Here is a 25,739-nt window from a genome sequence, read left to right on the forward strand (position 1 = left end):
CCCCCGGCCCCTGCGGACCGTATCGTCGACCCCGTCGACCGTGCGAGCTTTGCGAGCGCCTGCCGGGCCGTAAAGCGGCCCGGATCGCGGGGACGGGTCGTGCCCACAGAACCGGGTCGTCGACGGCGATGCTGACCCCCGCCTGCCGCCCCAGTGCCATGACGGAATCGCCCAGACGGCCCGCGCGCAGGTCGAGCGATACCGGCCCCGCCGCAGCCGACGCAGCGGTCAGCCCGGCGATCGCCACCGCGACGACGAAGACCACGCCCCCCCGAATCACCGTGCCGACATCGTCCAACCCTGTGCGGACCGCCGCATCGTCACGTCGAGCAGTGCGGCGAGCGGCATGGGGTCACGCGCGAGCCCGGCCGTGGCGATCGTCGCACGGACGCGGCGATCGGCGATCTCCGGTGCCACCGCGATCGTGATGCCCAGCGTTCGCGACAGATCGTCCGCGACTTCGGTCATCGGCGCATTTTCGAACGCCAGCCGCCCCTCGCGCCACGATCCGACCGCCGTGGCATCGACCGTGATCCGCATCACACCGCCGCGCGTGGCCACCACACCCTGCCCCGCCGTCATCCGGATCGCGTTCGGACCCGGATCGTAGTCGACCGCACCTTCGGACACGGCAACGCGCATGCCGTCGCTGGTCCGCTTGACGTCGAAGGCCGTGCCGACATCGACCAGGCGCGTCTCGCCGACCCGGACCTCGAACGGATCCGCCGCATCATGCGCGACGACGAACATCGCCTCGCCACGATCAAGCGTCGCGATGCGCGCATCACGTCGATCGATCGTCACGAGGGACCCGCCGGCGAGCATGATCCGGCTTCCCTCAGCGAGGAGGATCGTCCGCGCGGCCCCCGGCGCCGCCTCGACGGCATAGGGTTGGGGGCGGCGCTCATAGACCGAAAGGCCGGCGACGACCGCCAGCGATGCGGCGATCGCCCCGCCGGCCCACCGTCCTATCCGCTGCGGCGCGCGTCGTGACGGGCTGGCCATCGGCGGCGCCACCGCCCCCCCTGCGGTGCGCGCGCCAGTGCGACGCCATCATCGATTGCGGCGTTCAGCGCATGATAGCGCGGGGCATGCGTCGGGTCCGCCTCCATCCACGCCATGAAGCCGGGCCAGTCGTCGAATGCGGGATCGCCCGTCCGCACGATCCAGTCGAGCGCCTGTGCGTCCAATGCGGTGTCGTCCTGCGCCATCATGGCCTCCTGACTGGCTTGACGGAGACGTTCGCCTCAAACCTCATCGAGCCGCCCTTTCAACGCGATCATCGCACGATAGGCTCGCCGCAGATCACTTTCGACGGTGCTGAGGCTCACGCCCATCTCGTCCGCGATCGCACGTTGCGCGACCCCGTCGATCCGGTGGCGGCGAAACACCGCCGCGGCGCGTTCACCGACCGCCTCCAGCGCGCGCGCCGCCATCCGCGCCTCTTCGCGCGCGATCAGCACGCGCTCACCCGATGGCGCATCGGACTGGCCCGCGACCGTGGCGCCGACCGCGTCGCTCCAGTCATTGTCGCGTCGGGCGGCCTGCCGGACCGCGCGATGACGGTCGAGCATGAGATTGTGCGCCGCGCGGTACAGATAGGCCAGCGGCGCCGCGATCGGCCCGCCGCGCGGCGTCCGCACGCGGATCCAGAGCTCGTGCAAAAGGTCTTCCGCCGCATCCCCCGCGCCATGCGCCGACAGAAAGCGGAGCAGCGTATCGCGATTGGCGAGGAAGACGGCCTCCAGACCCTGCGTGTCCATCCGTCGCCTATACCGTAAGAGAAAACGTCACGACCATGGCGGATGCGCGGCCGCAGACGGCGCGCTTTAGCCCCTCACGGATGCGCGCGCCCTTGCCGCGGTGCTGCCTCAGCCTGCAACGTCGACCGGATGCGTCGCGATGATCGTCGGTCGCGCGGCGGCGAGGTCGCGCGAGGCCACGCCCAGCGCCTTGAAATGGTCGGACGCCATGTGCGCCTGAACCGCGGCATCGTCGACATACAGCTCGTTGAACACGAAACGCCGGTCGCCATCGGCCTCGCGCCACAGATCGTAGTGGAGCACCCCCGGTTCATTCCGCGACGCCGCGGCGCAGATGCGGGCGGCGTCGATGAACGCCTCCTCATGGCCGGGCTTGACGGAAACGAACGCAATGACCTTAACGGGCATATCGACCTCCTGGGCGTGATTTCGCCACAGCCTGTGCGCGCCCGGCGGATGGCGCGCAACCCCGCGGCCGTGTCAGACGCCCAGTTCCGCCATCGTCACGACCCGGTGCTCGCGCGCGCTGATCTCCGCGGCGGTACCGATCGCGACCGCGCGCAGGCCATCCTCCGCGGTGACCTGTACCGGTCCCTCGCCGCGCACGGCGGCGGCAAAAGCGGCGTGCTGATAATAGGTTGCACCTTCGTGCGAGCCCGCTGCCCGGGCCGCCGGATCGACCGAGACATGACTGCGCTCGACCGCCTTGGGGTTGAGAAATCCGACCCGTGGCGAATAGACGAGCTCGCCTGCAGGAATTAGCACGTCAAGCCGCGCCGCATCGCCCGTCGCCGACATCTCCTCCTGATTCTCCGCACCATCGGCGAACATGCTGAGATCGAGCATCGCCCGCACGCCGTTCGCGAAATCGACCGTCGTATAGCTGTTGTCGATGATGTCCGGGCGCTCGCCGTCATAAAGTTCGTCGAGATGGTTCACGTCCATCGCGCCCGAGCAATGGACTCGCACCGCTTCCGACCCGACGATCAGCCGCATCAGATCGAAGAAGTGACAGCATTTCTCCACCATCGTCCCGCCGGTGTTCCGGGCAAACCGGTTCCAGTCGCCGACCTTGGGCAGGAAGGGAAAGCGGTGCTCGCGGATCGACAGCATCTGCAACCGGCCGACCCGGCCCGCCTGGACCTGCTCGATAAAGGCGGCTGCGGGCGGCATGAAACGGTACTCCATCCCGGTCCAGAACGGCTTGGCGTGTGCGGCGGCACGCTCGACGATCCACCGCGCATCGTCGATCGTCGTCGCCAGCGGCTTCTCGCACAGGATCGCGGCGTCCATCGCGAACAGCTGCTCGAGCACGTCGCGGTGCGTATTGTTCGGCGACGCGATGACGATCGCATCGACATCGGCGCGCTTCGCAAACGACTCGACCGAGTCGAACCGCGCGACGTCATCGGCCCGGTCGCCGAGCGCCTCGGTCGCCCAGTCGATCGAGGTCGCGACCGGATCCGCGATCGCGACGATCTCCGCACCGGGCAGGATCGCCAGGTTGCGGATGTGTTCGACGCCCATCATGCCCGTTCCGACGACACCGTATCTGATCGTGGCTACCAAGCTGTCTATCCCTATGCCATGAGCCGTCGGCATGACGACGATCCGCCTTTCCAACGACCTTCGCCCGCTCGGCAAGAGCGAAATCCTTGTTTCGCCGATAGCCTGGGGCATGTGGCGGCTGGCCGGAGAAACCGCGCCGGTCCGCGCGATGATCGATGCGGCGCTGGGTGCGGGAATCAACTTCTTCGACACCGCCGACATCTATGGCTGCGACGTCCCGGCGGGCTTCGGCTCGGCAGAGGCGCTGTTCGGGCGCGCGCTGGCCGAGGACCGCAGCCTGCGCGCGAAGATGGTGATCGCGACCAAGGCGGGCATCCGTCCCGGCATTCCGTATAATTCCAGTGCAGAGTATCTGGCCGACGCCCTCGACGCGTCGCTGACGCGCATGGCGATCGAGCAGGTCGACCTGTACCAGATCCACCGCCGTGATTTCATGACCCATCCGCAGGAGGTCGCCGCAGCGCTGACGCGCATGATCGACGCGGGCAAGGTGCGCAGCATCGGCGTCTCGAACTACAGCGTCCACGAATTCGCCGCGTTGCAGGCGTTTTTCGGCCTGCCGATCGTCAGCACCCAGCCCGAGTTTTCGCCGCTCCAGACCGCGCCCCTGTTCGATGGCACGCTCGATCAGGCGATGGCGCACGACGTCGCGGTGATGGCATGGTCGCCGCTTGGCGGCGGTCGGCTGGCGCAGGGCGATCACCCGGCGGCAACGCTGCTTGCCGAGCATGGCGCGCGCTACGGCGTCGACGCCGCGACCGCGACCCTGGCGTGGATCATGGCACATCCGGCGCGGATCATCCCGATTGTCGGCTCGCAGACCCCCGCGCGGATCGCAGCCTCGGCCGATGCGTACAAGGTCGAATGGACCCGCAGCGAATGGTATGCGGTGCTGCAGGCCGGCATGGGTGTCTCGCTGCCATGATCGATCCGTCGGCAAGCCTCCCGCCCTGCGAGATCAGCTGGTTTTCCGCGCTGTGCGACGATGATTACGAATTTCTCGGCGTCCCCGACCCCGCGCTGAAATCGAGCTGGGAGCATTGTCGCGACATCGTGATGCAGGCCGAGACGGCCGGATATGACAATATCCTGCTGCCCTCGGGCTATACGCTCGGCATCGACACGACCGCGTTTGCCGCGGGGATCGCACCGATGCTCAAGAGATTGCGACTGCTGATGGCGGTACGGATCGGCGAAAGCTGGCCACCGCAGCTCGCCCGCCAGATCGCGACGATCGACCAGATGCTCGGCGGTCGGCTGGCGATCAACATCATCTCCAGCGACCTGCCCGGCGAGACGCTCGCAAGCGCGCCGCGCTATGCGCGCACCGTCGAGGCGATGCACATCCTGCGTACGCTGCTCGACGGCAAGCCGCTCGACCATGACGGCGACTTCTGGAAGCTGAAGCTCGATCCTCCGCGGACCACCACCGTGTCCGGGCGCTGTCCCGCGCTCTATTTCGGTGGCCTGTCCGAGGCGGCGCGGGAGGCCGCGGCGACCAATGCGACGTCTATCTGATGTGGCCCGACACGATGGACGGCGTCCGTGCGATCATCGCCGACCTGCGCGCGCGCGCCGCACGTCACGGCCGCACGCTGCGCTTCGGCTACCGTGTCCATGTCGTCGTTCGCGACACCGAGGCGGAAGCCCGCGCCGCGGCCGATCGTCTGCTGTCCAAGCTCGACGATGCCGAAGGCCAGGCGATCCGCGCGCGTTCGCTCGATTCTCAGTCCGCCGGCGTCCGTCGCCAGGCCGAACTGCGCGAGGGATCCGACGATGGCTATGCCGAGGCCAATCTGTGGACCGGGATCGGCCGCGCACGGTCGGGATGCGGTGCCGCGATCGTCGGCGATCCGGACCAGGTGCTCGCCAAGCTCAACGCCTACCGGGCCGAGGGGATCGATGCGTTCATCCTGTCGGGCTATCCGCACGCCGCTGAGGCCGACCTGTTCGCCCGCCACGTGCTGCCGCGGATCGAGCATGGTCCCTTGGTCGTCTAGGACGCAGACCTGCCCGCTGAGACCGATTGAAATCAAATAACCGACGCGGACAAGAGAAAATGGCTCGCATCCATCGTCCTCTCGTCCATGCTGGCCCGCTATGACTTTGCCCATCAAGACCGTCGCGCAACTCAGCACCCGTGGCCGCACATTGCTGTTCGCGCTGGTCGTCACCGCCGGCATCCTCAACCTCGTCGACCGTCAGATCATCGCCGTGCTGAAGCCGACGATCGCCGCCGATCTCGGCTGGAGCGACGATGATTACGGGACGCTCGCCGCCTGGTTCCAGGGCGGCGCGGCGTTCGCATTCCTGTTCACTGGCTGGATCGTCGACAAGCTCGGGGTGAAATGGGCGAACCCGATCGGTGTCGCGGCGTGGAGCATCGCCGCGATGGCGCATGGCTGGGCGCGATCGATGACCGAGTTCGTGATGATCCGCGTGAGCCTGGGCGCGACCGAGGCGATGGGCACGCCGACCGGAATCAAGACGATCGCGTCGGTGCTGCCGAAGAACTGGCGGTCGAGCGGGTTCGGCGCGACCAATGCGGCCAACAGCATCGGTGCGATTCTGGCGCCGCTGGCCATTCCGGGCGTCGCGCTGCTCGTCGGCTGGCGGGGGACGTTCGTCGTCGCAGGTGCGCTCGGGCTCGTCTGGGCGGCGGTCTGGCTGATCGCGACCCGTCGCCTGCACTTCACCTCGCAGCCCGTGGGCGCCGCAGATGCCGCGGCACCGGTCGGCGAATACGGCCCGATCTTGCGCAACCGCCAGACCTGGGCGATCGCGATCGCCAAGATCCTGTCCGACGCTACCTGGTGGCTGATGCTCTTCTGGTTGCCCGATTTCTTCCACCGCCAATATGGGCTGAGCGGGGTCGCGCTCGGTGTCCCGCTCGCGATTGCCTATGGTGGCGCGGCGGTCGGCTCGCTGCTCGGCGGCGGCGTGGCGACCCGGTTGCTCAGCCTCGGCTACAGCGTCAACGCGGTCCGCAAGGGCATCCTGCTCGCCGCCGCACTCTGCGTCCTGCCCGTTCCACTCGTGCTTTACGTCGGCAGCTATCCCGTCACGATCGCGCTGATGGCGCTGACGCTCGCCGCGCACCAGGCGTTCTCGACCAACCTGTTCGCGCTGATCGCCGACGTCGTCCCGCAGGACAAGCTTGGCCGGGTCACCGCGTTCGGCTCGTTCAGCGGCAATGTCGGTGGTATGGTGATCGCCAAGGTCGCCGGCCTCGTCCTGACCGCCGGGCTCGGCTACCTGCCGCTGTTCCTGTTCGCCAGCGTCTCCTATCTGCTCGCGGTCGGCTGGATCCAGCTGCTGCTGCCGCGGTTGCGCCCGGTCGAGGGGCACTAAAGCTGATACGATGCGTCTGCATCCAGATCTATATACCCATCGGCTGAATGGGATTTAAAAGACGACATCATCTTCGGGAGGGATATCATGATCGATCCACGCCATGTGGCGCTGCTGGCCGGCACCGCGCTTGCGACCTTCGCCACGCCGCATTCGCTCAGGACACGGCCCCGGCGCCGACAACCGCGACGCCCAAGGCGGCGACGCCTGCCGCCGACACCGGCGAAGACGTTGTCGTCACCGCGCGCTTTCGCAACGAAAGCCTTCAGTCCGTACCGATCGCGATCACCGCCGTCAGCGGACAGTCCCTCGCCGAACGCCAGTTGAACACCGTCGAGAACATCGCCGCGACGATCCCCGCGGTCGGCTTTCGCAGCGGTGCGTCGAACAAGGACCGGACGATCTTCATTCGCGGCGTCGGCACGATCACCACCTCGCCAGGCGTCGAGCCGTCGGTGTCGACCGTGCTCGACGGCGTCGTCCTCACCCGCCCCGGCCAGTCGACGCTCGATCTGGGCGAAGTCGAGCGGATCGAGGTGCTGCGTGGCCCACAGGGCACGCTGTTCGGCAAGAACGCGTCCGCGGGCGTCGTCAACATCGTCACGCGCAATCCGACCGACGAATTCCGGATGTTCGGCGAAGCCGGCGTCACGTCGGACGAGGAATACCGGATCAAGGCCGGCATCTCGGGTGCGATCGTGCCCGGCAAGGTCCAGGCGCTGATCGGCGGCCTTTACGACGACTTCAAGGGCAATGTCCGCAACGTCGCCCGCAACGACGACGTCAACGGCTATCGGCGCTACGGTGCGCGCGGCAAGCTGGTGATCACGCCGTCGGACGCACTGAAGTTCACGATCATCGGCGACTATCTCAATTCGCACGATACCACCCCGACCAGCGTCTATGCCAGCACCAGCCGGACCGCCTACCCCACCGGCACTGTCACCAATTCGCCCGACCTGGCCGCCGCGCTCACGGCAAGCGGCATCCGCGCGAACGCCAGCAACCGCCGCACGAACAACGATACGATCACCGACGTGCGCGACGAGAATTACGGCGGCTCGTTCACGGGCGACCTCACGCTCGGCGACTATCACCTCACCTCGATCACCGGCTGGCGGCAGTGGCTGAACACGCAACGTCAGGATTATGACAGCGTCGCCGCGCTATCGACCGCCTTCCCGTCGGGTCAGGATACTGGCCACGTCAACACCAAGCAGTTTTCGGAGGAACTGAGGCTCACGTCGCCCAAGGGCGGGCTGATCGATTACGTGCTTGGCGCCTATTATCTCCACGCCACCACCGACGAGACCTATCAGCGGACGCTGACGTCGCTCGCCGCTGGTGGCGCGCGCAGCACGACGACGGGTGTCGCGAACTACGGCATCACCAACGACAATTTCGCGCTGTTCGGCGAGGCCAACGTCAATTTCACCCCGCGCTTCCGTGGTATCGCGGGCTATCGTTCAACCTGGGACAGCCTGGACTTCTACCATGTCCGCACGTCGACCGCAGATCCCCTTAATACCGGGGCAGCGGCGCTCGATCGCCCCGGCGTGCGCGCCTATCACAATGCCAGCGACGGGCTCGATCGGCGTGGCGACAGCTACCGGCTCGGTCTCCAATATGATCTCGGCGATCATGCGCAGACCTATTTCACCTATTCGCGCGGTTATAAGGGGCCGGCCTATAACGTGTATTTCAACATGCGGTCGCTCAACGCCACGACGCCGCTCGACGAGGTCCCGCTGAGCCCCGAGACGTCGAACTCCTACGAAGTCGGGTTGAAGGGCAGCACCGCGGACCGTGCATTGAGCTACAGCCTTGCCGCGTTCACGACGAACTTCGACGGGTATCAGGCAAGCTTCAACGACGTCGTCGCCGGCGCGCAGGTCAGCCGCCTGATCAACGCGGGCTCGGTGCGGTCGCGCGGTGCCGAGGCGGACGTGACGCTGCGCCCGACCAAGGGGCTGACGCTCGACATCTCGGCCGCCTATACCGACGCAACGGTGCGCAATTTCCTCTGCCCGCCCGGCGCGCCGACGAGCTGCAACATCGACGGCCAGCCGCTTCCCTATGCCCCCAATATCAAGCTCTATGAGAATGCGGCGTACCGCTTCGGGCTCAGCGACAGCCTAGCACTCGAACTGCAGAGCGACGTGACGTTCAGCAGCAAGGTGCAATATGCGCTGGCGCAGACGCCGAGCACCGTGCAGCCCGCCTATGCGATCTGGAATGCGAGCGTCGCCCTGCTCAGCGACCAGTCGGGCTGGCAGTTGCGCGCCTATGTGAAGAACCTGACGAACACCTCCTATTCGTCGTTCCTCACCGCAGGGACGTTCGCAGGGACGGTCCGGTTCGTCCCGCGTGACGACCAGCGCTACGCCGGGCTGCTGCTGCGCAAGGACTTCTGACCGCCGCTGGCCGCGGCGGACCGGTTGGACGCGCGGTTCATCCGATCAGCCGCGCGGCGGCCTTGCGCGCGGTTGCACCATAGGGGGGCTTCAGGCCAGCCAGTTTGGCGACGTCGAACCGCGCCTGCCGGAAGACCGCGCGGGCATGGCTGAACGTACGGAACCCGTCTGCGCCGTGATAGGCGCCCATGCCCGACGGGCCGATGCCGCCGAACGGCAGATCCTCCATCGAGACATGGAGGATCACGTCGTCGAGGCTGACGCCGCCCGACACGGTTCGATTGAGCAACCGGCGACGCTCGCCCGCATCGCTGCCGAAGTGATAAAGGGCAAGCGGCCGGTCGCGCCGGTTGATCTGGCCGATCGCGTCGTCGATATCGTCATAACGACGGATCGGCAGGACCGGGCCGAAGATCTCTTCCTGCATCACGATCATGTCATCGGTCGCGTCGCGGACGATGTGGAGCGGCATCTTGCGCGTGTTCGCACCGCTGAGGTCCTCGCCCGCCGGATTGACGATCTCGACCCGCGCGCCCTTGGTTCGGGCATCGTCGAGCCAGTCGTTCAACCGCGCCATGTGACGGTCGCTGACCAGCGACGTATAGTCCGGGTTGTCGAGCAATGTCGGATACATCGCGCTCGCCGCTGCGGTCAGCCCGGCCACCACCGCAGGCTCGTCCGCGTCGCGGACCAGCATGTAATCGGGCGCGAGACAGATCTGGCCGGCATTCAGCATCTTGCCAAGCGCCACCCGCTCCGTCGCGCGTGCGATATCCGTCCCGTCACCGATCACCACTGGCGACTTGCCGCCCAGCTCCAATGTCACGGGGACGAGATTGTCAGCGGCAGCGTGGAGGATATGGCGCCCGATCCCTGTCGCGCCGGTGAAGAGCAGATGGTCGAACGGCAGGCTGGCGAACGCCTTCCCGACCTCCGGCCCGCCACCGACAAAGGCGAGCTCGTCCGCCGCGAAATACCGCCCGACGAGCTCCTCGAACAGCGCACCCGTGACCGGGGTATATTCGCTGGTCTTGACGATCGCGCGGTTGCCGGCCGCGAAGATGCCCGCAAGCGGCGCCATGATGAGGTTGACCGGGAAATTCCACGGCGCGATCACCCCGACCACGCCCTTGGGCTGATATTCGACCCAGGCCTTCGCGCCGAGCAGCCCTAGCGGAAACTGCACCGCGCGCCGCTCCGGTTTCGCCCAGCGGTCGAGATGCTTGATCGCATGGGTGATCGGCGCAATCGATCCGGCGATGTCGGTGATCATCGACTGCTCGCGGCTCCGGTGACCGAAATCCTCCGACAGTGCATCGCAGAACCGTGTGGCGGACTCGCGGATCATCGCCGCGGCCCGTTTCAGTCGGTCCTTACGGACCGACAGCGGCTCGGGCATCGCCGCCATCGACGCCGCCCGCTGCGCCGCCAGGATCGCCATCATGTCGGTCATCACCATCTCCCATCCGGCGCACCCGCCCGGCCCGGTTCCAATATTAGCGTCATGCCGCCTGCGCCTGCCGCTTCGCAAGCGGGTTGCATACCGCCCATGCAACATCGACGAGATGATAGAGCGGCTCACCCCCCTTCCTGAAATGGGGTCCGCGCGAACTGGCGCTCGCGGGCGGTTATTCCAAACGTGCCGGAGGCTTGGCGGGACTTGTCGGCGCAATCTATGTGTCGGCGGATGACGCATATGAAAGAGAACAACCGCGCGGCGCCCACGCCGCCTCGCCATCCGGCCGCGCGTGCAGCCGGTCTCGCGCTCAGTGTGGTGGCCGGTCTTGCGCTGTTTGCCAGGCTAGCGGCGAACCGCGTGGAACGCCGCGTGCCCGCCGACGGCAGGTTCATCGATATCGACGGGCGACGCGTGCATTACCTCGAACGTGGAACGGGCCCGGCGATCGTGATGATCCACGGGCTTGGCGGGCAGATGCGCAACTTCGGCTATGCGTTGCTCGACCGACTGAGTGCGGATCACCGCGTGATCCTGATCGACCGCCCGGGCTCGGGCTATTCGGCGCCGATCGCGCAGGCCAATATCCGTGCACAAGCCGCGCATGTCGCGGCGTTCATCACCGCGATGGGGCTCGACCGGCCGCTCGTCGTCGGCCACTCGCTGGGCGGCTCGATCGCGCTCGCGCTGGCGCTCGATCATCCGCGGCAGGTTGGCGGGCTCGCGCTGATCGCACCCCTGACCCAGCCACTCGCCACCGTGCCGCAGATCGTCGCAACGCGCGCCATCGCTACGCGAGCGATGCGCAGCGCGCTGGCATGGACGGTCGCCACGCCCGCGGCGTTGCTCGCGCGACCCAGCGGCGCGCGCATGGTCTTCGCACCCGATCCGGTACCCGACGATTTCGCGACACGCGGCGGCGGCGCGCTGATCGGTCGTCCATCGGCCTTTGCCGGAGCGGCGGCAGATCTCGCAGCGGCAAATGCCGATCTGCCCGCGATGGTCGACCGCTATCCTTCGCTGTCTGTCCCGACCGCGATCCTGTTCGGACGCGACGACGCTGTGCTCGATCCGCTGGCCCACGGCCAGGGTCTCGCCAACGCCTGTCCCGCCGCAGCGCTCACGCTGGTCGCAGGCGGCCACATGATCCCCGTGACACGACCCGATGACGTGGTCGCATGGCTTTCCACGCTGAGAAAGCCCGGCGCTCCCGTCTGAGGCCCTCGCAGACCGTCAGCTGCGATACCGGGCCTCTACGAGGTCGAGTTCACGGACCAGCTTGCGGATCGTCGCACTGCCGATCCGGCGATCGCGCGCGAGATCGACGATCGTGCTGCGTTCCGCCTGGAGCGCGACGAGCTTGAAGTCCCGCTCGATCCGGTCCTGCACACGCGCGGCCGCGGACGCCTTGGCAGAACCGCTGCGGCTGTCGATCCGGTCGCGATAGATGTCCATCACCCGGCCGCCCGCCGCCGCATAGAAATCGCCGTCGCCCATCCGTTCGGCCAGCTCATGCTGCGACCGCTCGACCGCGCGGATCGCCGCTTCCGCCGCCGCGACCCGCGCCGCGTCCTCTTCCGCGAGCAGCGACGGCTCGGGCGGCATCGTCAGGCCGTTGAGGAGGATCGGCAAGCCGACGCTCGCCAGCACCAGCGACACGATGATCACCCCAGCGGCCAGGAATATGGCGAGGTCGCGCGCCGGAAACGCGGTGCCGTCGTCGAGCACGAGCGGAATCGTCAGGACGCCCGCCAGCGTGATCGCCCCGCGGACACCCGCCAGCGACATCGCCGCGACCACCCGCCAGTCCGGGCTGTGAACGGTCACCCCGTCGCGATAGCGTCGGCGCAGCAGTGTCAGCCGCAACGACACCCAGACCCAGACGAACCGCAGGGCGGCGAGTCCGGCGACGATCGCGAGGACATAAGCGGCAAGCCAGCCGGTGCTGTCATGCCCCGTCATCTTGACCGTCGTCCTGGCACCCGCAAGGATCGCCGGCAGCTGTTCGCCGAGCAGCACGAAGATGATGCCGTTGAGCGCGAACTGGATCGTGTCCCACACCGAGTTGCGCCGCATCCGTGTATTGGGCAGCGCCTGACGCGATATCTCGGCATAGGTCATCGTCACGCCCGCCGCGACGGCCGCGAGAATCCCCGACGCGTGAAGATGTTCGGCGAGGAGATAGGAACCGAACGGGATCAGCAGGCTGACAAGGATCTGCGACCCCGATTCTTCGCCGAACCGCCGCGATACCCAGGCTTTGGCGCGCGTGACCGCGAGCGTCAGGCCGACGCCCACGACGATCCCTGCGCCGGCCACCCAGACGAAGTTGATTGCGGCGGAGGACGGCGAGAACGATCCGGTCAGCGCCGCGGCGATCGCGAAGCGCAGACAGACGAGGCCCGACGCATCGTTCAGCAGCGATTCCCCTTCAAGGATGTGCATCATCCGCTTCGGGATCGGCACGCGTGCGGCGATCGCCGAGACCGCGATCGGGTCGGTCGGCGAGACGACCGCGGCCAGCGCGAACGCGACGGCAAGCGGCATCGCCGGGATCATCCAGTGAATGAACAGCCCCATGCCGATCACCGTGATCAGGACCAGCCCCAGCGCCAGTTCGACCACGGTCGAAATGTCCTTGAGCAGCTCGTCTTTGGGGATCCGCCAGCCATCGAGGAACAACAACGGTGGCAGGAACAGCAGCAGGAAGAGTTCGGGATCGAGCGCGACCCGGTACGACGTCGACATACCGATGACCGCACCGAGCATGATCTGCACCAGAGGCGTCGGCACCGGCACGGGGAGCATTCGCGAAATGGACCCGCTCAGGACTACCGCGAGCAGGAGGAACAGAACGATCGATACAGCTTCCAAAAGATACTCCCGCTTGGCGTCAGGTCCTTCCTAACCGGCACACGCCACAAACGACACCCCCTTGGACCGAACGATCGTCAGTCGACCGTCACGAGGCCGGCGGCAAAGGCGATCCGAAGCGCCTCGGACAGGCTGCGCACGCCGAGCTTGTCCATCAGATTGGCGCGGTAGATCTCGACGGTCCGCGGGCTGAGGCTCAGCGCATGCGCGATCACCTTGTTCGGCTGGCCGTCGATCAGTCCCATCAGCACGTCGGTCTCGCGCATCGAGAGCCGCGCGATCCGCTGACGCGCCGCCTGGGTCCGGTCCGCCGCCGCGGTTTCGGTTTCGAGCCGCGCAAAACCTTCATCGACCGTGCGCAGCAGGATGTGCGGATCGCACGGCTTTTCCAGAAACTCGAGTGCGCCCGCCTTCATCGCCTCGACCGCGAGCTGCACGTCGCCCTGCCCGGTCAGGATGATCGGCGCAAAATGCGGTGCGAACGGCACGAGCTTTCGCAACACCTCGAGCCCGGTGGTTCCGGGCATATGATGGTCGAGCAGCACGATACCCGGGTCGAGGCTGCTGAGCTCGGCCAGAAACGCATCCCCGGAGCGAAAGCCGCGGATCAGCAGGTTCGGACGGGTCGACAGCAGCCCCTGCACCGATGCACTGACGGCGTCGTCATCGTCGACGACATAGACGGTACGCATCCAGACATCCTTTCACGGCTTATTCCAAACAGACATGCGGCACGGTGAAGCGAAAGCAGGCGCCACCGCCCGGGGCATTGAAGCCGACCAGCTCCCCGCCATGCGCTTCGACGATCCGGCGGCAGATCGACAGGCCGAAGCCCATGCCCCCCTCCCCCTTCGATGACGTGAAGGGCGTGAACATCCGCGACAGGATCGCATCGGGCAAGCCGGGACCATTGTCGCAGATGCTGATCTCGACGAGCGCCGCTTTGTTCAACCGCGCCTCGATGAGGACGCCGCGCGCGCCGTCGGGCGATGTCGCCAACGCCTCGAACGCGTTGCGGAGCAGGTTGACGACCACCTGCTGCACCTGGATCCGATCCGCGAGCATGAAGTCGGCGTCGGGGGACAGCGCGAAGCTCAGCTCGATATCGGCATGCTGTCCGCCGGACGTCAGCAACGTGACGGCCTCACGCAGTGTCGCCTCCACGGGCTCGATCCGCATCTCGGACTCGCGCTTGGCGATGAACTCGCGAAGCCGGTGGATGATGTCGCCTGCCCGCAGGGCCTGCGCGTTCGCCGATATTAACGTGGCCTTGAGCCGGTCGCCATCCATGCCGGCGCCGCTGTCGAGGAGCAATTCGGCGGTCGTGACGAAGTTCGCGATCGCAGCGAGCGGCTGGTTGAGTTCATGCGCGAGCGCCGCAGCCATTTCGCCGACCGCGTTCAACCGGATGACCTGCATCAATTCCCGCCGGACGAGGCTCAGCCGCTCTTCCGCGGCGATCCGTTCCGAAATGTCACGGACGAACCCCGTCAGCACGCGTTCGCCGTCGACCAGCGCTTCGCCGACATGCAGCTCTACCGGGAAGCTGCTTCCGTCCGCGCGCCGCGCGGTGGTGAGCCGGCCATGACCAACGCCACGCCGATCGCCCGAGGCCGGATAACGCCGTAAATACCCCTGCTGCCACGCCTCGCGCTCGCCCGGGATCAGGGTCTGCACGTTCAATCCGATCGCCTCGGCGGCGCTATAGCCGAAGATGAGTTCGGCGGCGGCGCTGAAGGAGCGGATGGCGCCGGCCTGGTCGATCACGATCATCGCGTCGGGCACGGTTTCGAGGATCGACCGCAGCTGCGCCTCGCGCACGCGAAGCGCCGCCTCGCGCTCCTCGTGCCGCGTTATGTCCAGCGTGATTCCCGTGGTCCGGACCATCGCGCCTGCCTGATCGTAGAAGCAGCGCGCAGAGCCTTCGAGGAAACGCTGCGTGCCGTTGGGCAGTCTCAATCGATAGGTGAAACTGATGCGCGGTGCGCGCATGCCGACGGTTTCGGCGATCGTGCGCTCGACCTCCGCCAGGTCGTCCGGGTCGATCAACGCCGCCCAGCTCGGATAATCGTGCAGGCTTCCCGCGGGCAGCCCCAGACGCTGCTCGGACCCTGCGGTCCAGGTCAGCGCCCCCGTTGCGATTTCCCATTCGAAGACCCCGATCTCGTGCGCACTGCTGGCGAGCGCGAGACGCTCCTCGCTCTTGCGCAGCGCGGCCTCGATCTCGAGCCGGGTGCTGATATCGGTCATCGACAGGACGAGGGCCGGCGCACGGGCCAGCTTCTCGACCCTGCGCGCCTGCTCGATCACGTGCACCGCGCTGCCGTCGCGTCGGCGCTCGATCAGTTCACGCTCGCCATCGGCATGCGGGCAGCCCGTCGCCAAGCTGCCGTCGGCGGTGCGCGACGCGAGCAGTACATGCTTCTGCCTGCCGAGCGCCTCGTGCGCACGCCACCCGTATAATTCCTCGCACCCGCGCGACCAGTGGATGATCCGGTCATCGGTATCGACCAGCGCCATCGGTGCGGCGTTCAATGCCTCGGTCAGCTCGGACAACGCGGCGCGATGCCGCGCTGCGCTCCGCACCGTCCAGGTGACGAGCGCGCTGACCACCACGAAATTCAGCGTGACGGTCAGCAGTTCGCCCCAGACCGCAGACACCCCGGCAAGCTCGATGCTCGCCATTTCCACGAGCGGCGCTAGCACCGGTACGACCAGCAGCAGCGGCAGAACAAGTCGCAACATGTGCCATTCGGGCGACCAGGCACCGGGCTCGTCCAGAATATCACTTCGCCAGGCAAGTACCCCCAGGGCCAGCAGCATCGCGCCGATCGCGGATGGCAGGGACGTCGACGACAGATGCCACCCGGTCGCATGCAGGGCCGGGAGCATCGGGATCAACAATAAGGCTGTGCTTGCAGTCACCAAACTGCCGCCTGCGAGTGCCGCCGCCAGCCGTCCATAGGAGCGGGTATTTGCCGCGGCTGCGCCGATCGCGACGGGCAATGCGACGAGTATGAGATCGGCGACAATGCCCGGCCCCGTCATCGCGCGATCAAAGGCTGTCCGGACATCGTCCGCAAACAGCCACCCATCGATTCCATGGCTCCCGGCCGGCAGGACCAGTTGGACGAACAGGCGCTCAAGACCAATGGCGATCGGCACGGCGAGCAGCGGCATGGCCCGGCGACTGGAATGTCCGCGTGACAATATCAGGGTCGCCGCCGCCATGCAGGCAAAGGCAATGCAGCCGAACGGCGGCATTGGCTCGACCAAACCGAACGTCGTCAGCACGGGAATCCGCAGCATCCACCCGATCATCGGGACCGTCGCACACGCAAAGACAGCCGCGATGCACAACCCGGCCACAGTACGGCCCGGCTGGCTCATTGTCGAAACGGAATCGTCTTGCGTTGAAGTCTCCATGCTATCCGGCAAGTATATGCCAATACTGTATTATTACCTAGCTTATTGGCAAATATATTGACCCATAATGATGGCCAGTTCCACCATTATGGTCAGCTGTGAAAATGCGTCCATCCCGCGACTTCGGAACGACGGGGCGACCCGTCCAAAGATAGGCCGGCGCGCCTAAGCATCGGTAAACGTCACCAAATATCAGTCCGCGCCCTGGCGTCGCGGTCGCCTCAAACCGGCACCCTGCCCCTTTGACGACGATCAATGCCACGGTTCGCCATAACGGGCAGAGCGATAACCGGAGGAGCCGGCATGACGGACGGGCACGGCACGAAGCAGGACGGCAAGGCGCAGCGCGTCGATCGGGCATCACGCGACGGCGAGTCGTCCCCGGTTCCAGCGTGTCGTCACTGGCATGTCATCCGCGACGACGATCTCGCGGAGCTGCTGTCCGCGCATGCCGACCTGCGCAGCCTGTGCAGCATTCTGGAACATTGCGCCGACTGCTTGCCCGTCAGGCCCTCGGCACGTGATGCGGACTGGATCTGTGCGCGACTGGCCTTGGTGACCGAACGGTGCGACGATGGCCTCGAGCCGACGCTCGACACGCTGTTCCGGCGAACCCCGTCCCAGCCGCTGATCGGCGTGTTGCTCGATCATGTCGCCGCACACCGCGCGACCGACGCCGTCTACGCACAGGATCTCATCGTCGCACTCGATCCGCGTTCGATCGAAGCCGACCGGTTCGCGCCCGACATGCTCGGCTATATGTTGCGATGCTTCTTCGACGGCTGCCGGCGTGCCACCGACTTCACCGAGCTGTCGATCCTGACCCTGGGGCATGCCCGCCTCACGCGCGCCGCCAGGATGCGGCTGACCGACAGCCTGGCGCGTAGCACTTCACCCTGAGCACAGCCTGCTGTCGGTCCCGGCGTCGCTATGCCGGATCGGCGCGCGCCGCGAGAGCGTCGCGGTCGACAATGGTGATGGCTCGTCCGCCGGGCAAGCCGATGACGCCGCGAGTCTTCAGCTGCGTCATCTGCCGGCTGACGGTTTCGATCGTCAAACCCAATATGTCGGCGATCTGACCCCGCGAAAGCGGGAGGTCGAACGTGACCGGCCCGCTGGGCGTTCCCCTGCAACCGGTCGCCGCGGCACGGGTCGCCATATCGACGAGAAACCCTGCGACCTTCTCGCTCGCCGATTTGCGCGCGAGCGTCAGCATGCGCGATCGTGCTTCGTCGAGCGCGGCAAGCGTGCGTTGCAGCAACAGCCGCTCCATCCGCGCATGATCGGTCAGGACGCGCTCGAACGACGCCCGCGGAAAGATGCACACTTCCGCGTCGGTCAGCGCCGACACGCTGAAATCGGCCTGCCCGGGATAGGGCTGCCCGACAAAGTCGGCGGGGTATAGGAGCCCGACGATCTGCTCGCGACCGTCACCGCTCGATGCGACGAGCTTGAGCACGCCCGACAGGAGATTGGCGCACAGGATATTGTCCTCACCCGCCCAGATCAGCGTCTCGCCACGCCGCACGATCCGCCGCCGACCCAGGGTATTGAGCGCATGCAGTTCGCTATTGGTCAGGCTTCCGCAGAGCGACTGATCGCGAACTGCACAGTCGACGCAGATGGTTGCAGCAAGCATGACGGCAGATATAGCGCCCGGTCGCCGAATTGACCGCATCAATTCGGCGCCGACTGGTCAATATCGCCGGACGGGCCGGGCAAGATATGTTGCCCGACACTGTCTACGGCATGTCCGGTACGTCGATCTCGTCATCGGCCGGCAACGAGAATTCATGCCACATGCCGTTCAGCACTCCGAAGCCCAGCGCAAGGCCGAGGCCCAATACCCAACTGAAATACCACATTATCTATCGTCCTTGCCGCACGGAGTGATCAGTAGAAATCGGGATTGGTCGCGACCTCGTGCGCCGTGACGCGGCCCCACATCAGCTTGAAGGCCCATGCGGTGTAGGCGAGGACGATCGGCAGGAAGACGGCGGTGACGAACAGCATGATCCCGAGTGTCTTTTCGGAGGATGACGCATTCCAGACCGTCAGGCTCGAATGCTCATCGATGCTGGACGGCAGGATGTAGGGGAACATCGACAGCCCGACGGTCGCGATGATCCCCACCGCCGATGCCGAGGATCCCGCAAATGCCGCACTCTCGATCCGTCGGCGTATCCCGATCAGCGCGACCACCACGCCGCCGAATCCCAGCAGCGGAGCGATCATCATCCAGGGATGGAGTGCATAGTTCGCCAGCCATGCGCCCGCAGCGATTTCGCTCGTCGTGCGCAGCGGATTGGACGGCCCCGCCGCCTCGATTGTCCCGACGATGCGGAACCCGATATCGGTCCAGGCGACGAACGCCCAGCCGGCCGCGAACAGGACCAGTGACAGCATGCCGGCCAGCGTCCCGAACCGCGTCGCGCGGTCATGGACCGGGCCATGCTCGACCTTGATCGCCAGCCACGCGCTGCCGTGCAGGACCAGCATCGCGACCGACAACAGGCCGCAGATCAGCGTGAAGGGCGTGAACAGCCCGAGGAAACTGCCGTCGAAAAAGGCGCGCAGATCGCTGTCCAGCCGGAACGGCGCCCCCGACAGGACATTGCCGACCGCGACCCCGAAGACGAGCGCAGGCACGACACCGCCCACGAACAGCGCCCAGTCCCACCCGGACCGCCACCGCGGATCCGGCCGCTTCGACCGGTATTTGAACCCGACCGGTCGCAGGATCAGCGCCGCGAGCACGAGGAACATCGCGAGGTAGAAGCCGGAAAAGCTGACCGCATAGACGAACGGCCAGGCGGCAAAGATCGCGCCGCCACCCAGGATGAACCAGACCTGGTTCCCCTCCCAGGTCGGACCGACCGAGTTGATCACCATCCGGCGCTCGGAATCGGTCCGTGCGACGAACGGCAGAAGCGTGGCGACCCCGAGGTCGAACCCGTCGGTCAGCGCAAAGGCGATGAGCAACACCCCCATCAGCCCCCACCACAATATGCGCAGCGTCTCATAGTCAAACATCGGATCGTGCCTTTCGGATCAGGCGAGAAGGGGTCAGGCGGGGATCGGGTCAGCAGCAACGGGGCGCGTGGCGCCGCGCCCTGCCGGTCCGGCATCGGGCACCGGATAGGCATCCTCGTCATGCTCGAACGGCCCCTTGCGGATCGTCGCGAGGATCAGGCGGACCTCGATGACCGCGAGCGTCCCGTAGATTGCAGTGAAACCGATGATCGTCGTCCACAGGACCCCGCGCGTCAGCGAGGATGCGGCGAGGAAGGTCGGCAGCACGCCCTCGATCGCCCAGGGCTGGCGGCCGATCTCGGCGAGCATCCAGCCCAGCTCGATCGCAATCCAGGGCAAGGGGATCGCGATCGCCGCGAGTTTCAGGAACCACCGCGTCTGCGTGTGCAGGCGGAGCGACGTCAGGACGAACGCCGCACCGAACAGCGCGATCATCAGGACCCCGATCGCAGCCATGATCCGGAAGCTCCAGAACATCAGCGGCACGTTCGGCACCACGTCCCATGCCGTGGAAGCGATCAGTGCGGGGCTGGCAGTGCGCGGATCCGCGACATGCCGCTTGAGCAACAGGGCGTAGCCCAGGTCACGCTTGTGCGCCTCGAACCGTGCGCGTTGTACGACGTTGGCAGGGTCGGTCTTGAGCCGTTCGACCGCGTCATAGGCGACTACGCCCGACGTGATCCGCTCCTGCGCCTTGAGCACCAGTTCGGACATGCCGGTGACGGTGCCGTCGAGGCTGCGCGTCGCGATCAGCCCGAGGACCCAGGGGATCTGGACCTCGTACCGGGTTTCCCGGGCGGCGACGTCGGGTACCCCGAACAGTGTCAGACCGGCCGGCGCCGGTGCCGTGTGCCAGGCCGCCTCGATCGCGGCGAGCTTCATCTTCTGGTTGTCGGTCAGGGCATAGCCGCTCTCGTCACCCAGCACGACCACCGACAGCGACGCGGCCAGGCCAAAGGCTGCCGCCACCGTCATCGATCGCCGTGCCACGCCCTTGTAGCGGTCGGTCAGCAACCAGAAGGCGCTGATCCCGAGCACGACCACCGCCGCGCAGACATAACCGGCGCTGACCGTGTGGACGAACTTGGCCTGCGCGATCGGGTTGAACAGGACGGCGCCGAAATCGGTGACCTCCATCCGCATCGTTTCCGGATTGAACTTTGCACCGACCGGATTCTGCATCCAGCCGTTCGCGATCAGGATCCACAGCGCGGACAGGTTGGTGCCGAGCGCCACCATGGCCGTGACGAGCAGATGCCCGAGCTTCGACAGCCGCCCCCAGCCGAAGAACATGATGCCGACGAACGTCGCTTCGAGGAAGAACGCCATCAGCCCCTCGATCGCGAGCGGCGCGCCGAATATGTCCCCGACATAATGCGAGAAATACGACCAGTTCGTGCCGAACTGGAATTCCATCGTCAGCCCGGTGGCCACCCCCAGCACGAAGTTGATCGCAAAGATCCGCCCCCAGAAGCGCGTGATCACGCGCCAGATCGGCCGGTTCGTCATGACATAGACCGATTCCATGATGACGAGCATCATCGACAGGCCCAGCGTCAGCGGCACGAAGAGAAAATGATAGAGCGCGGTGAGCGCAAACTGCAGCCGCGACAGGTCGATGACCCCGAGGTCCATGGAACGGTCTCCCCCCCCGGCGAACATGCCGCTTTGGTCGGGGCGTAAGTGGCGCGGCCGACCAGAACATTGACCGCGGTCAAAGACCAGACGAACGGCAATACGCGACAAGCCTGTCCATGACGGCACTTTCTTCGAGCGACCTCCCATCCACCGACCCGACGCCCCGCGCGCGTCGCCAGTGGCTCAAGACCATCGCCCAGGGCGGTCGACGCGGCGATGCGGCGGCGGCGTGGCTCATGCTCGACAGCGTTGCCGCGATCGGCTTTGCCGGCGGCCTGGCGGGGGCGATCGTCGCGGTTCCGGCCGGTGCCGCAGCGGTCCTGCCCTGGGCAATGCTCGTCGTTCTGTCCGGCGGCCTTCGCGGTCTCGTCGTCATGCTCGCGACGCGCAGGGGCGCCCGCCAGGCTGAAGACGCCAAGGTGACGCTGCGTCGCCGGATCGTCGCGTCGGCGCTGCATCGCCACCTCGGTGCGCCGACGACCACGGGCGTCCTGATGGCCGCGGTGGTGGACGAGGTGGACGCGCTCGACGGCTATATCGCGCGATTCCTGCCCGCGCGCAAAGCAGGCGCCATCGCACCCTTCCTGATCCTGCTCGCGACCGCGTTGGCCAGCCCCCGTCGCCGCGGGCATCCTGGTCGTGACGCTCATACCGTTCATCGTCGCGATGGCGCTTGCGGGGGGGTGCGGCCGCGGACAAATCCCGGCGCCAGTTTACCGCGCTGGCCCGGCTGACCGGGCGGTTCGCGGATCGGGTGCGGGCGCTGCCGGTCGTCCTTGCGTTCGGCGCCGAGGGCCGCGAGGCGCGCGCGCTCGGGGTCGCCGCGGACGAACTCGCGGCGCGGACGATGGGCGTGCTGCGCGTCGCCTTCCTGTCCTCGGGGGCGTTGGAGTTCTTCGCCGCACTCTCGGTCGCGCTGGTCGCGGTCTATTGCGGGTTCAACCTGCTCCACCTCCTGCCCTTCCCGGTGCCCGAGCAGCTCGATCTCGGCCGCGCCTTCTTCGTCCTGGCACTCGCGCCCGAATTCTACGCGCCGATGCGCCGTCTCGCCGCCGCCTATCACGACAAGCAGGCGGCCGAGACCGCGGCGGATCGCCTGATCGCCCTCCCCGCGCCCGCCTGTCCCATGCCGGCGTCGCTGCCATCGACGCCGCACGCACTGCGGCTCGAAATGCCCGCTCTTCCCGCACTGGCGTTCCAGTCGGTCGCGATCCGCTATCCCGACGCGGAACGGGACGCTGTGTCCGACCTGTCGTTCGACGTTCCGTCCGGCCGCATCGTCGTGCTGATCGGACCATCAGGCAGCGGCAAGACCAGCGCGCTGCACCTGCTGCTCGGCCTCGCGCCGCTGGTCGCGGGCGATGTCCTGATCGACGACCAGCGGCTCCCACCCGGCGGTTCGCTCGCGCCGCGCGCATCCTGGGCTGGCCAGCATCCGTTGATCATCGCCGGAACGATCCGCGAAAACCTGCGCCTTGCCTGCCCCGACGCCACCGACGATGCGATCGACCGCGCGGTGGTGCAGGCCGGTCTTCGGCCGATGCTGATGGCACGCGGCGGCGGTCGGATGGCCGCCGGTCTCGACACCCGGCTCGATGCGCGCGGCGGCGGGCTGTCCGGTGGCGAACGGCGGCTGCTTGCCCTGGCGCGCGCCATGCTCAAGCCTGCACCGATCTTGCTGCTCGACGAGCCGACGGCGCATCTCGATGCGCTGTCGGAGATCGCGCTGGTGACGACGATCGCGGCGGCCTGTCGCGGCCGGACGACGCTGATCGCGACGCATAGCGACCGCCTGGCCGGCATTGCCGATCACGTGGTCCGGCTTGGAGACCCCGCATGACCGGTCCACTCGACAGGTTGCTCGCGCAGGAGCGACGTGCGCAGCGCCCACTTCTCGCACGCGCCGCGCTGCTCGCCGCGCTCGTTGCGGCGGCATCCGTCCTGCTGCTCGGGCTGTCGGGCTGGTTCATCACCGCCGCCGCGATCGCCGGTCTGGCGGGCCCGGCGGCAGCGCTCGCGTTCAACTACATGCTGCCCAGCGCGGGAATCCGGCTTCTTGCCATCCTGCGGACCGGCGCACGCTACGGCGAGCGCCTCGCCAGCCACGAGGCGGCGTTCGGCGCGCTCGCGCGGATCCGCCCGGCCATCTTCCGCGTGCTCGCAGCACAGCCCGCTGGTACCGCGCTCGCCTTCGGGACGGGCGAGGCGACCGCCCGGCTGATCGGCGACGTCGATGCGATGGAGATGCAGTTCGTACGCCAGTCCGCGCCTTGGGGCGTCGCCGCCGCGCTGATCGCGGGGCTCGGGCTCGTATCGCTCGGCAGCGTCGGAGCCTCGATCGCCACCGCGTGCTGCATGGCGGTGCTCCTGATCGTTGCCGACCGGCTTGCCCGTCGTAGCGCGCCACTTGGCCAGGCGGTGCAATATGCTGCCGGGGCACTTCGCGAGACGTTCGCAGGCCTTGCCGATGCCGCCCCCGAACTGCGATGCTTCGGGCTCGAGCCTGGGCCACCGCGCAGGTCGACGATCGAAGCCGTGCGCTCGCCGCCGCGCAGCGTGCGCAGGCAGAAGCCGCCGGATGGCTGGATCTGCTGCACGCGACGGCCGTCGGTATCGCCGCCGCCGGCGCCGCGATCCTGTCGGCGGGATCGGGGGCGCCACGGGCTGCACTGGCGGCGCTGGCAGCGGCGATGACGATCGACGCGGGAACGCCGGTGTTGCGCGCAATGATCGAGCGAGGTCGCATGCACGCGGCACGCGACCGGCTCGACGATATTCTGGAAACGCACGAGAGCGCGGAGCCTTACCTGCAGGATGCATCTCCGCGCGCCTTGCCGAACACGACCGGTCCAGCCCATAGCGCACTGCACTTCGTCCTGCCGGCGGGGACGTGTCACGTGCGGCGGGGCGATCGGGTCGCGCTGACCGGCCCCTCGGGAATCGGCAAGACGACGCTCGTCGAAAAGATGCTGTCGTTGCGGCCGAGCACGCTTGGCGAGATATGGCTGGACGGAGATGATATCGGCCTGATCCCGGCAGAGATATCGCGGCGCAGCTTCGCCTGGGCACCACAGGATGCCGCGCTGCTGTCGGGCACGGTGCGCGACAATCTGATGCTGGCCAACCCGGATGCCGACGATGCCACGCTGTGGCGGGCGCTGTACGACGCGGTGCTCGACGATCGGGTCCGCGCGCTCGATCACGGACTCGACGCGTGGGTCGGTGAAAACGGCGCACGCCTGTCGGGCGGGGAGCGGCGCCGTCTCGCGGTCGCGCGTGCCTATTGCTCGCTCGCGCCGTGGCTCGTGCTCGACGAGCCGAGCGAGGGGCTGGACGGCACGACCGAAAAGCTGCTTGCCGTCCGACTGGCGCAGCGCCTCGACACGACCGGACAGGGGCTGATCCTTGTGAGCCACCGCCCGGCGCTCGTCGCCCTCTGCCCCCGGCGTTCGACCTGACACAGGCGGGATCGGACCAGCGCAGCGCCGCCTAGCACCGGCGCCGGACGCTGTCGCTCAGCCCGCCGCGGCCCGCGCGAGCTGCGCCCGATCGAGGATGATGACGCCGCGCCCGCCCGGCAGGGCAAGGACCTCGCGGCGTTTCAGGGACGTCATCTGCCGGCTGACGGTCTCGATCGTCATCCCCAGCAGTGCGCCGACCTCCGACCGGCTCATCGGCAGGTCGAAGCGGGCCGGGCCCGGCTGACCCATCCGCCGTGCCATTTCCAGCAGGAACGTGGCGATCCGCGCGCCTGCGGCCTTGCGTCCCAGCATCAGCATCCACATCCGCGCATCGTCGAGCGCACCGAGCGTGCGGTGCAGCAACAGGCGTTCCATCGCCGGATGCGCGTCGAGCATGTTTTGCAGCGCCGCGCGCGGGTACACGCACAGCTCCGCATCGGTGATCACCCGGATCGTCTCGTTCGCGGTGTCGGCAAACAGGTCGCCGACGAAATCACCGGCAAAGGCGAGGCCGACAATGTGTTCGCGACCCTGGGGCCCCGTGCGCATCGCCTTGAGCACGCCCGACACGACGGTGGCGCAGATCGCGTTCGGATCCCCGCTCCAGACCAGCACCTGCCCTGCTGGCATCGTCCGCCGTCGGCCGATCCCGTGCAACGCGACTAGGCCCGCGTCTTCAAGCGTCGCACACAGCGCATCGTTGCGCACGCTGCAGGCGGCACAGCGCGGCGGCAGCGTCACGATCGCCCCGCCA

Annotated in this window: 24 protein-coding genes and 2 pseudogenes; 11 read left to right on the forward strand and 15 right to left on the reverse strand. The window is 67.2% G+C overall.

Going from position 1 to position 25,739, the window contains the following annotated elements:
• From NI18_RS26630 to NI18_RS07385, 6 genes and pseudogenes are all read right to left on the reverse strand, one after another.
• Window positions 1–280: pseudogene (locus NI18_RS26630) on the reverse strand (hypothetical protein); the annotation flags it as partial.
• Complete coding sequence (locus NI18_RS07370) at window positions 277–1,017, reverse strand: FecR domain-containing protein (protein WP_052149055.1); 741 nt, start codon at window positions 1,015–1,017, stop codon at window positions 277–279. The gene NI18_RS07370 and the pseudogene NI18_RS26630, both read right to left, overlap by 4 nt.
• Window positions 969–1,211: a hypothetical protein gene (locus NI18_RS22180; RefSeq protein ID WP_128082122.1), complete on the reverse strand. Its 243-nt coding sequence runs from the start codon at window positions 1,209–1,211 to the stop codon at window positions 969–971. Before NI18_RS22180 ends, NI18_RS07370 begins: the two co-directional genes overlap by 49 nt.
• A 36-nt stretch (window positions 1,212–1,247) precedes the next feature.
• The gene (locus NI18_RS07375) at window positions 1,248–1,763 is read right to left on the reverse strand and encodes an RNA polymerase sigma factor (RefSeq protein WP_031440388.1); all 516 of its coding nucleotides are present in this window, start codon (window positions 1,761–1,763) and stop codon (window positions 1,248–1,250) included.
• A gap of 108 nt (window positions 1,764–1,871) precedes the next feature.
• Window positions 1,872–2,171, reverse strand: a complete 300-nt coding sequence (locus tag NI18_RS07380) for a putative quinol monooxygenase (RefSeq protein WP_031394383.1) — start codon at window positions 2,169–2,171, stop codon at window positions 1,872–1,874.
• A 72-nt stretch (window positions 2,172–2,243) separates the two neighbouring features.
• Window positions 2,244–3,320, reverse strand: a complete 1,077-nt coding sequence (locus NI18_RS07385) for a Gfo/Idh/MocA family oxidoreductase (protein ID WP_037529140.1) — start codon at window positions 3,318–3,320, stop codon at window positions 2,244–2,246.
• A gap of 43 nt (window positions 3,321–3,363) precedes the next feature.
• On the opposite strand from NI18_RS07385, the gene NI18_RS07390 reads away from it, so the two are divergent.
• From NI18_RS07390 to NI18_RS07405, 4 genes and pseudogenes are all read left to right on the forward strand, one after another.
• Window positions 3,364–4,257, forward strand: coding sequence for an aldo/keto reductase (locus NI18_RS07390; RefSeq protein WP_037529124.1), 894 nt, complete (start codon window positions 3,364–3,366; stop codon window positions 4,255–4,257).
• A pseudogene (locus tag NI18_RS07395) lies at window positions 4,254–5,332 on the forward strand (LLM class flavin-dependent oxidoreductase). Before NI18_RS07390 ends, NI18_RS07395 begins: the two are co-directional and overlap by 4 nt.
• A gap of 106 nt (window positions 5,333–5,438) precedes the next feature.
• A complete protein-coding gene (locus tag NI18_RS07400; RefSeq protein ID WP_157840498.1) occupies window positions 5,439–6,683 on the forward strand; it encodes an MFS transporter in 1,245 nt (414 codons plus the stop codon).
• A 47-nt stretch (window positions 6,684–6,730) separates the two neighbouring features.
• Window positions 6,731–9,097 (forward strand): TonB-dependent receptor, encoded by a 2,367-nt coding sequence (locus NI18_RS07405; protein ID WP_052149057.1) that lies wholly within the window; start codon window positions 6,731–6,733, stop codon window positions 9,095–9,097.
• A 37-nt stretch (window positions 9,098–9,134) separates the two neighbouring features.
• On the opposite strand, the gene NI18_RS07410 is transcribed toward NI18_RS07405, so the two are convergent.
• Window positions 9,135–10,550 (reverse strand): coniferyl aldehyde dehydrogenase, encoded by a 1,416-nt coding sequence (locus NI18_RS07410; protein WP_037529143.1) that lies wholly within the window; start codon window positions 10,548–10,550, stop codon window positions 9,135–9,137.
• 234 nt (window positions 10,551–10,784) lie between these two features.
• Here NI18_RS07410 and NI18_RS07415 point away from each other — a divergent pair, with 234 nt between their 5' ends.
• On the forward strand, window positions 10,785–11,771 hold the full coding sequence (locus tag NI18_RS07415) for an alpha/beta fold hydrolase (RefSeq protein ID WP_249403322.1): 987 nt from the start codon (window positions 10,785–10,787) through the stop codon (window positions 11,769–11,771).
• A gap of 15 nt (window positions 11,772–11,786) precedes the next feature.
• On the opposite strand, the gene NI18_RS07420 is transcribed toward NI18_RS07415, so the two are convergent.
• The 3 genes from NI18_RS07420 to NI18_RS23120 form a co-directional block, all read right to left on the reverse strand.
• Complete coding sequence (locus NI18_RS07420; protein ID WP_192008583.1) at window positions 11,787–13,427, reverse strand: Na+/H+ antiporter; 1,641 nt, start codon at window positions 13,425–13,427, stop codon at window positions 11,787–11,789.
• 77 nt (window positions 13,428–13,504) lie between these two features.
• Window positions 13,505–14,119: a response regulator gene (locus NI18_RS07425; RefSeq protein WP_037529128.1), complete on the reverse strand. Its 615-nt coding sequence runs from the start codon at window positions 14,117–14,119 to the stop codon at window positions 13,505–13,507.
• A gap of 19 nt (window positions 14,120–14,138) precedes the next feature.
• A complete protein-coding gene (locus NI18_RS23120) occupies window positions 14,139–16,607 on the reverse strand; it encodes a PAS domain S-box protein (RefSeq protein WP_198526954.1) in 2,469 nt (822 codons plus the stop codon).
• Between NI18_RS23120 and NI18_RS25535 the strand changes: the two genes are divergently transcribed.
• Complete coding sequence (locus NI18_RS25535) at window positions 16,579–16,914, forward strand: hypothetical protein (protein WP_159510654.1); 336 nt, start codon at window positions 16,579–16,581, stop codon at window positions 16,912–16,914. The two genes, NI18_RS23120 and NI18_RS25535, sit on opposite strands and share 29 nt — an antisense overlap.
• A gap of 242 nt (window positions 16,915–17,156) precedes the next feature.
• The gene (locus NI18_RS07435; RefSeq protein ID WP_052149058.1) at window positions 17,157–17,753 is read left to right on the forward strand and encodes a hypothetical protein; all 597 of its coding nucleotides are present in this window, start codon (window positions 17,157–17,159) and stop codon (window positions 17,751–17,753) included.
• Window positions 17,754–17,781: 28 nt separating this feature from the next.
• Here the strand turns inward: NI18_RS07435 and NI18_RS07440 are convergent, their stop codons facing one another.
• From NI18_RS07440 to NI18_RS07455, 4 genes are all read right to left on the reverse strand, one after another.
• Window positions 17,782–18,492, reverse strand: a complete 711-nt coding sequence (locus tag NI18_RS07440; RefSeq protein WP_037529129.1) for a Crp/Fnr family transcriptional regulator — start codon at window positions 18,490–18,492, stop codon at window positions 17,782–17,784.
• A gap of 103 nt (window positions 18,493–18,595) precedes the next feature.
• Entirely contained in the window at window positions 18,596–18,718 is a 123-nt protein-coding gene (gene cydX / locus NI18_RS23125; protein ID WP_031440400.1) for a cytochrome bd-I oxidase subunit CydX, read from the reverse strand.
• A gap of 28 nt (window positions 18,719–18,746) precedes the next feature.
• Window positions 18,747–19,886, reverse strand: coding sequence for a cytochrome d ubiquinol oxidase subunit II (gene cydB, locus NI18_RS07450; RefSeq protein ID WP_037529132.1), 1,140 nt, complete (start codon window positions 19,884–19,886; stop codon window positions 18,747–18,749).
• Window positions 19,887–19,919: 33 nt separating this feature from the next.
• Window positions 19,920–21,521 (reverse strand): cytochrome ubiquinol oxidase subunit I, encoded by a 1,602-nt coding sequence (locus NI18_RS07455; protein ID WP_037529134.1) that lies wholly within the window; start codon window positions 21,519–21,521, stop codon window positions 19,920–19,922.
• 119 nt (window positions 21,522–21,640) lie between these two features.
• Between NI18_RS07455 and NI18_RS27895 the strand changes: the two genes are divergently transcribed.
• Genes NI18_RS27895 through NI18_RS26640 form a run of 4 tightly spaced genes read left to right on the forward strand, consistent with a single transcriptional unit; the run spans window position 21,641 to window position 24,982 of the window.
• Window positions 21,641–22,258: a hypothetical protein gene (locus NI18_RS27895; protein ID WP_347574818.1), complete on the forward strand. Its 618-nt coding sequence runs from the start codon at window positions 21,641–21,643 to the stop codon at window positions 22,256–22,258.
• The gene (locus tag NI18_RS07460) at window positions 22,198–23,364 is read left to right on the forward strand and encodes an ATP-binding cassette domain-containing protein (RefSeq protein WP_347574819.1); all 1,167 of its coding nucleotides are present in this window, start codon (window positions 22,198–22,200) and stop codon (window positions 23,362–23,364) included. Before NI18_RS27895 ends, NI18_RS07460 begins: the two co-directional genes overlap by 61 nt.
• Complete coding sequence (locus NI18_RS26635; RefSeq protein ID WP_306286274.1) at window positions 23,361–24,218, forward strand: hypothetical protein; 858 nt, start codon at window positions 23,361–23,363, stop codon at window positions 24,216–24,218. The genes NI18_RS07460 and NI18_RS26635 overlap by 4 nt, the downstream gene beginning before the upstream one ends.
• Window positions 24,215–24,982, forward strand: coding sequence for an ATP-binding cassette domain-containing protein (locus NI18_RS26640; RefSeq protein WP_306286275.1), 768 nt, complete (start codon window positions 24,215–24,217; stop codon window positions 24,980–24,982). The genes NI18_RS26635 and NI18_RS26640 overlap by 4 nt, the downstream gene beginning before the upstream one ends.
• Before the next feature lie 57 nt (window positions 24,983–25,039).
• Here the strand turns inward: NI18_RS26640 and NI18_RS07470 are convergent, their stop codons facing one another.
• Window positions 25,040–25,726: a Crp/Fnr family transcriptional regulator gene (locus NI18_RS07470; protein ID WP_037529153.1), complete on the reverse strand. Its 687-nt coding sequence runs from the start codon at window positions 25,724–25,726 to the stop codon at window positions 25,040–25,042.
• Window positions 25,727–25,739 lie beyond the last annotated feature (13 nt).

It is taken from the genome of Sphingomonas sp. Ant20 (assembly GCF_000783375.1).
GTDB lineage: Bacteria > Pseudomonadota > Alphaproteobacteria > Sphingomonadales > Sphingomonadaceae > Sphingomonas > Sphingomonas aerolata.

Excerpts from the sequence above, each read along its gene's own strand:
- NI18_RS22180 (WP_128082122.1), bottom strand. The coding sequence starts at position 1,211 with ATGGCGCAGGACGACACCGCATTGGACGCACAGGCGCTCGACTGGATC.
- NI18_RS07375 (WP_031440388.1), bottom strand. The coding sequence starts at position 1,763 with ATGGACACGCAGGGTCTGGAGGCCGTCTTCCTCGCCAATCGCGATACG.
- NI18_RS07380 (WP_031394383.1), bottom strand. The coding sequence starts at position 2,171 with ATGCCCGTTAAGGTCATTGCGTTCGTTTCCGTCAAGCCCGGCCATGAG.
- NI18_RS07390 (WP_037529124.1), top strand. The coding sequence starts at position 3,364 with ATGACGACGATCCGCCTTTCCAACGACCTTCGCCCGCTCGGCAAGAGC.
- NI18_RS07405 (WP_052149057.1), top strand. The coding sequence starts at position 6,731 with ATGGGATTTAAAAGACGACATCATCTTCGGGAGGGATATCATGATCGA.
- NI18_RS07410 (WP_037529143.1), bottom strand. The coding sequence starts at position 10,550 with ATGACCGACATGATGGCGATCCTGGCGGCGCAGCGGGCGGCGTCGATG.
- NI18_RS07415 (WP_249403322.1), top strand. The coding sequence starts at position 10,785 with ATGACGCATATGAAAGAGAACAACCGCGCGGCGCCCACGCCGCCTCGC.
- NI18_RS07425 (WP_037529128.1), bottom strand. The coding sequence starts at position 14,119 with ATGCGTACCGTCTATGTCGTCGACGATGACGACGCCGTCAGTGCATCG.
- NI18_RS25535 (WP_159510654.1), top strand. The coding sequence starts at position 16,579 with ATGGCGATCGGCACGGCGAGCAGCGGCATGGCCCGGCGACTGGAATGT.
- NI18_RS23120 (WP_198526954.1), bottom strand. The coding sequence starts at position 16,607 with ATGCCGCTGCTCGCCGTGCCGATCGCCATTGGTCTTGAGCGCCTGTTC.
- NI18_RS07435 (WP_052149058.1), top strand. The coding sequence starts at position 17,157 with ATGACGGACGGGCACGGCACGAAGCAGGACGGCAAGGCGCAGCGCGTC.
- NI18_RS07440 (WP_037529129.1), bottom strand. The coding sequence starts at position 18,492 with ATGCTTGCTGCAACCATCTGCGTCGACTGTGCAGTTCGCGATCAGTCG.
- cydX (WP_031440400.1), bottom strand. The coding sequence starts at position 18,718 with ATGTGGTATTTCAGTTGGGTATTGGGCCTCGGCCTTGCGCTGGGCTTC.
- cydB (WP_037529132.1), bottom strand. The coding sequence starts at position 19,886 with ATGTTTGACTATGAGACGCTGCGCATATTGTGGTGGGGGCTGATGGGG.
- NI18_RS07455 (WP_037529134.1), bottom strand. The coding sequence starts at position 21,521 with ATGGACCTCGGGGTCATCGACCTGTCGCGGCTGCAGTTTGCGCTCACC.
- NI18_RS27895 (WP_347574818.1), top strand. The coding sequence starts at position 21,641 with ATGACGGCACTTTCTTCGAGCGACCTCCCATCCACCGACCCGACGCCC.
- NI18_RS26635 (WP_306286274.1), top strand. The coding sequence starts at position 23,361 with ATGACCGGTCCACTCGACAGGTTGCTCGCGCAGGAGCGACGTGCGCAG.
- NI18_RS26640 (WP_306286275.1), top strand. The coding sequence starts at position 24,215 with ATGACGATCGACGCGGGAACGCCGGTGTTGCGCGCAATGATCGAGCGA.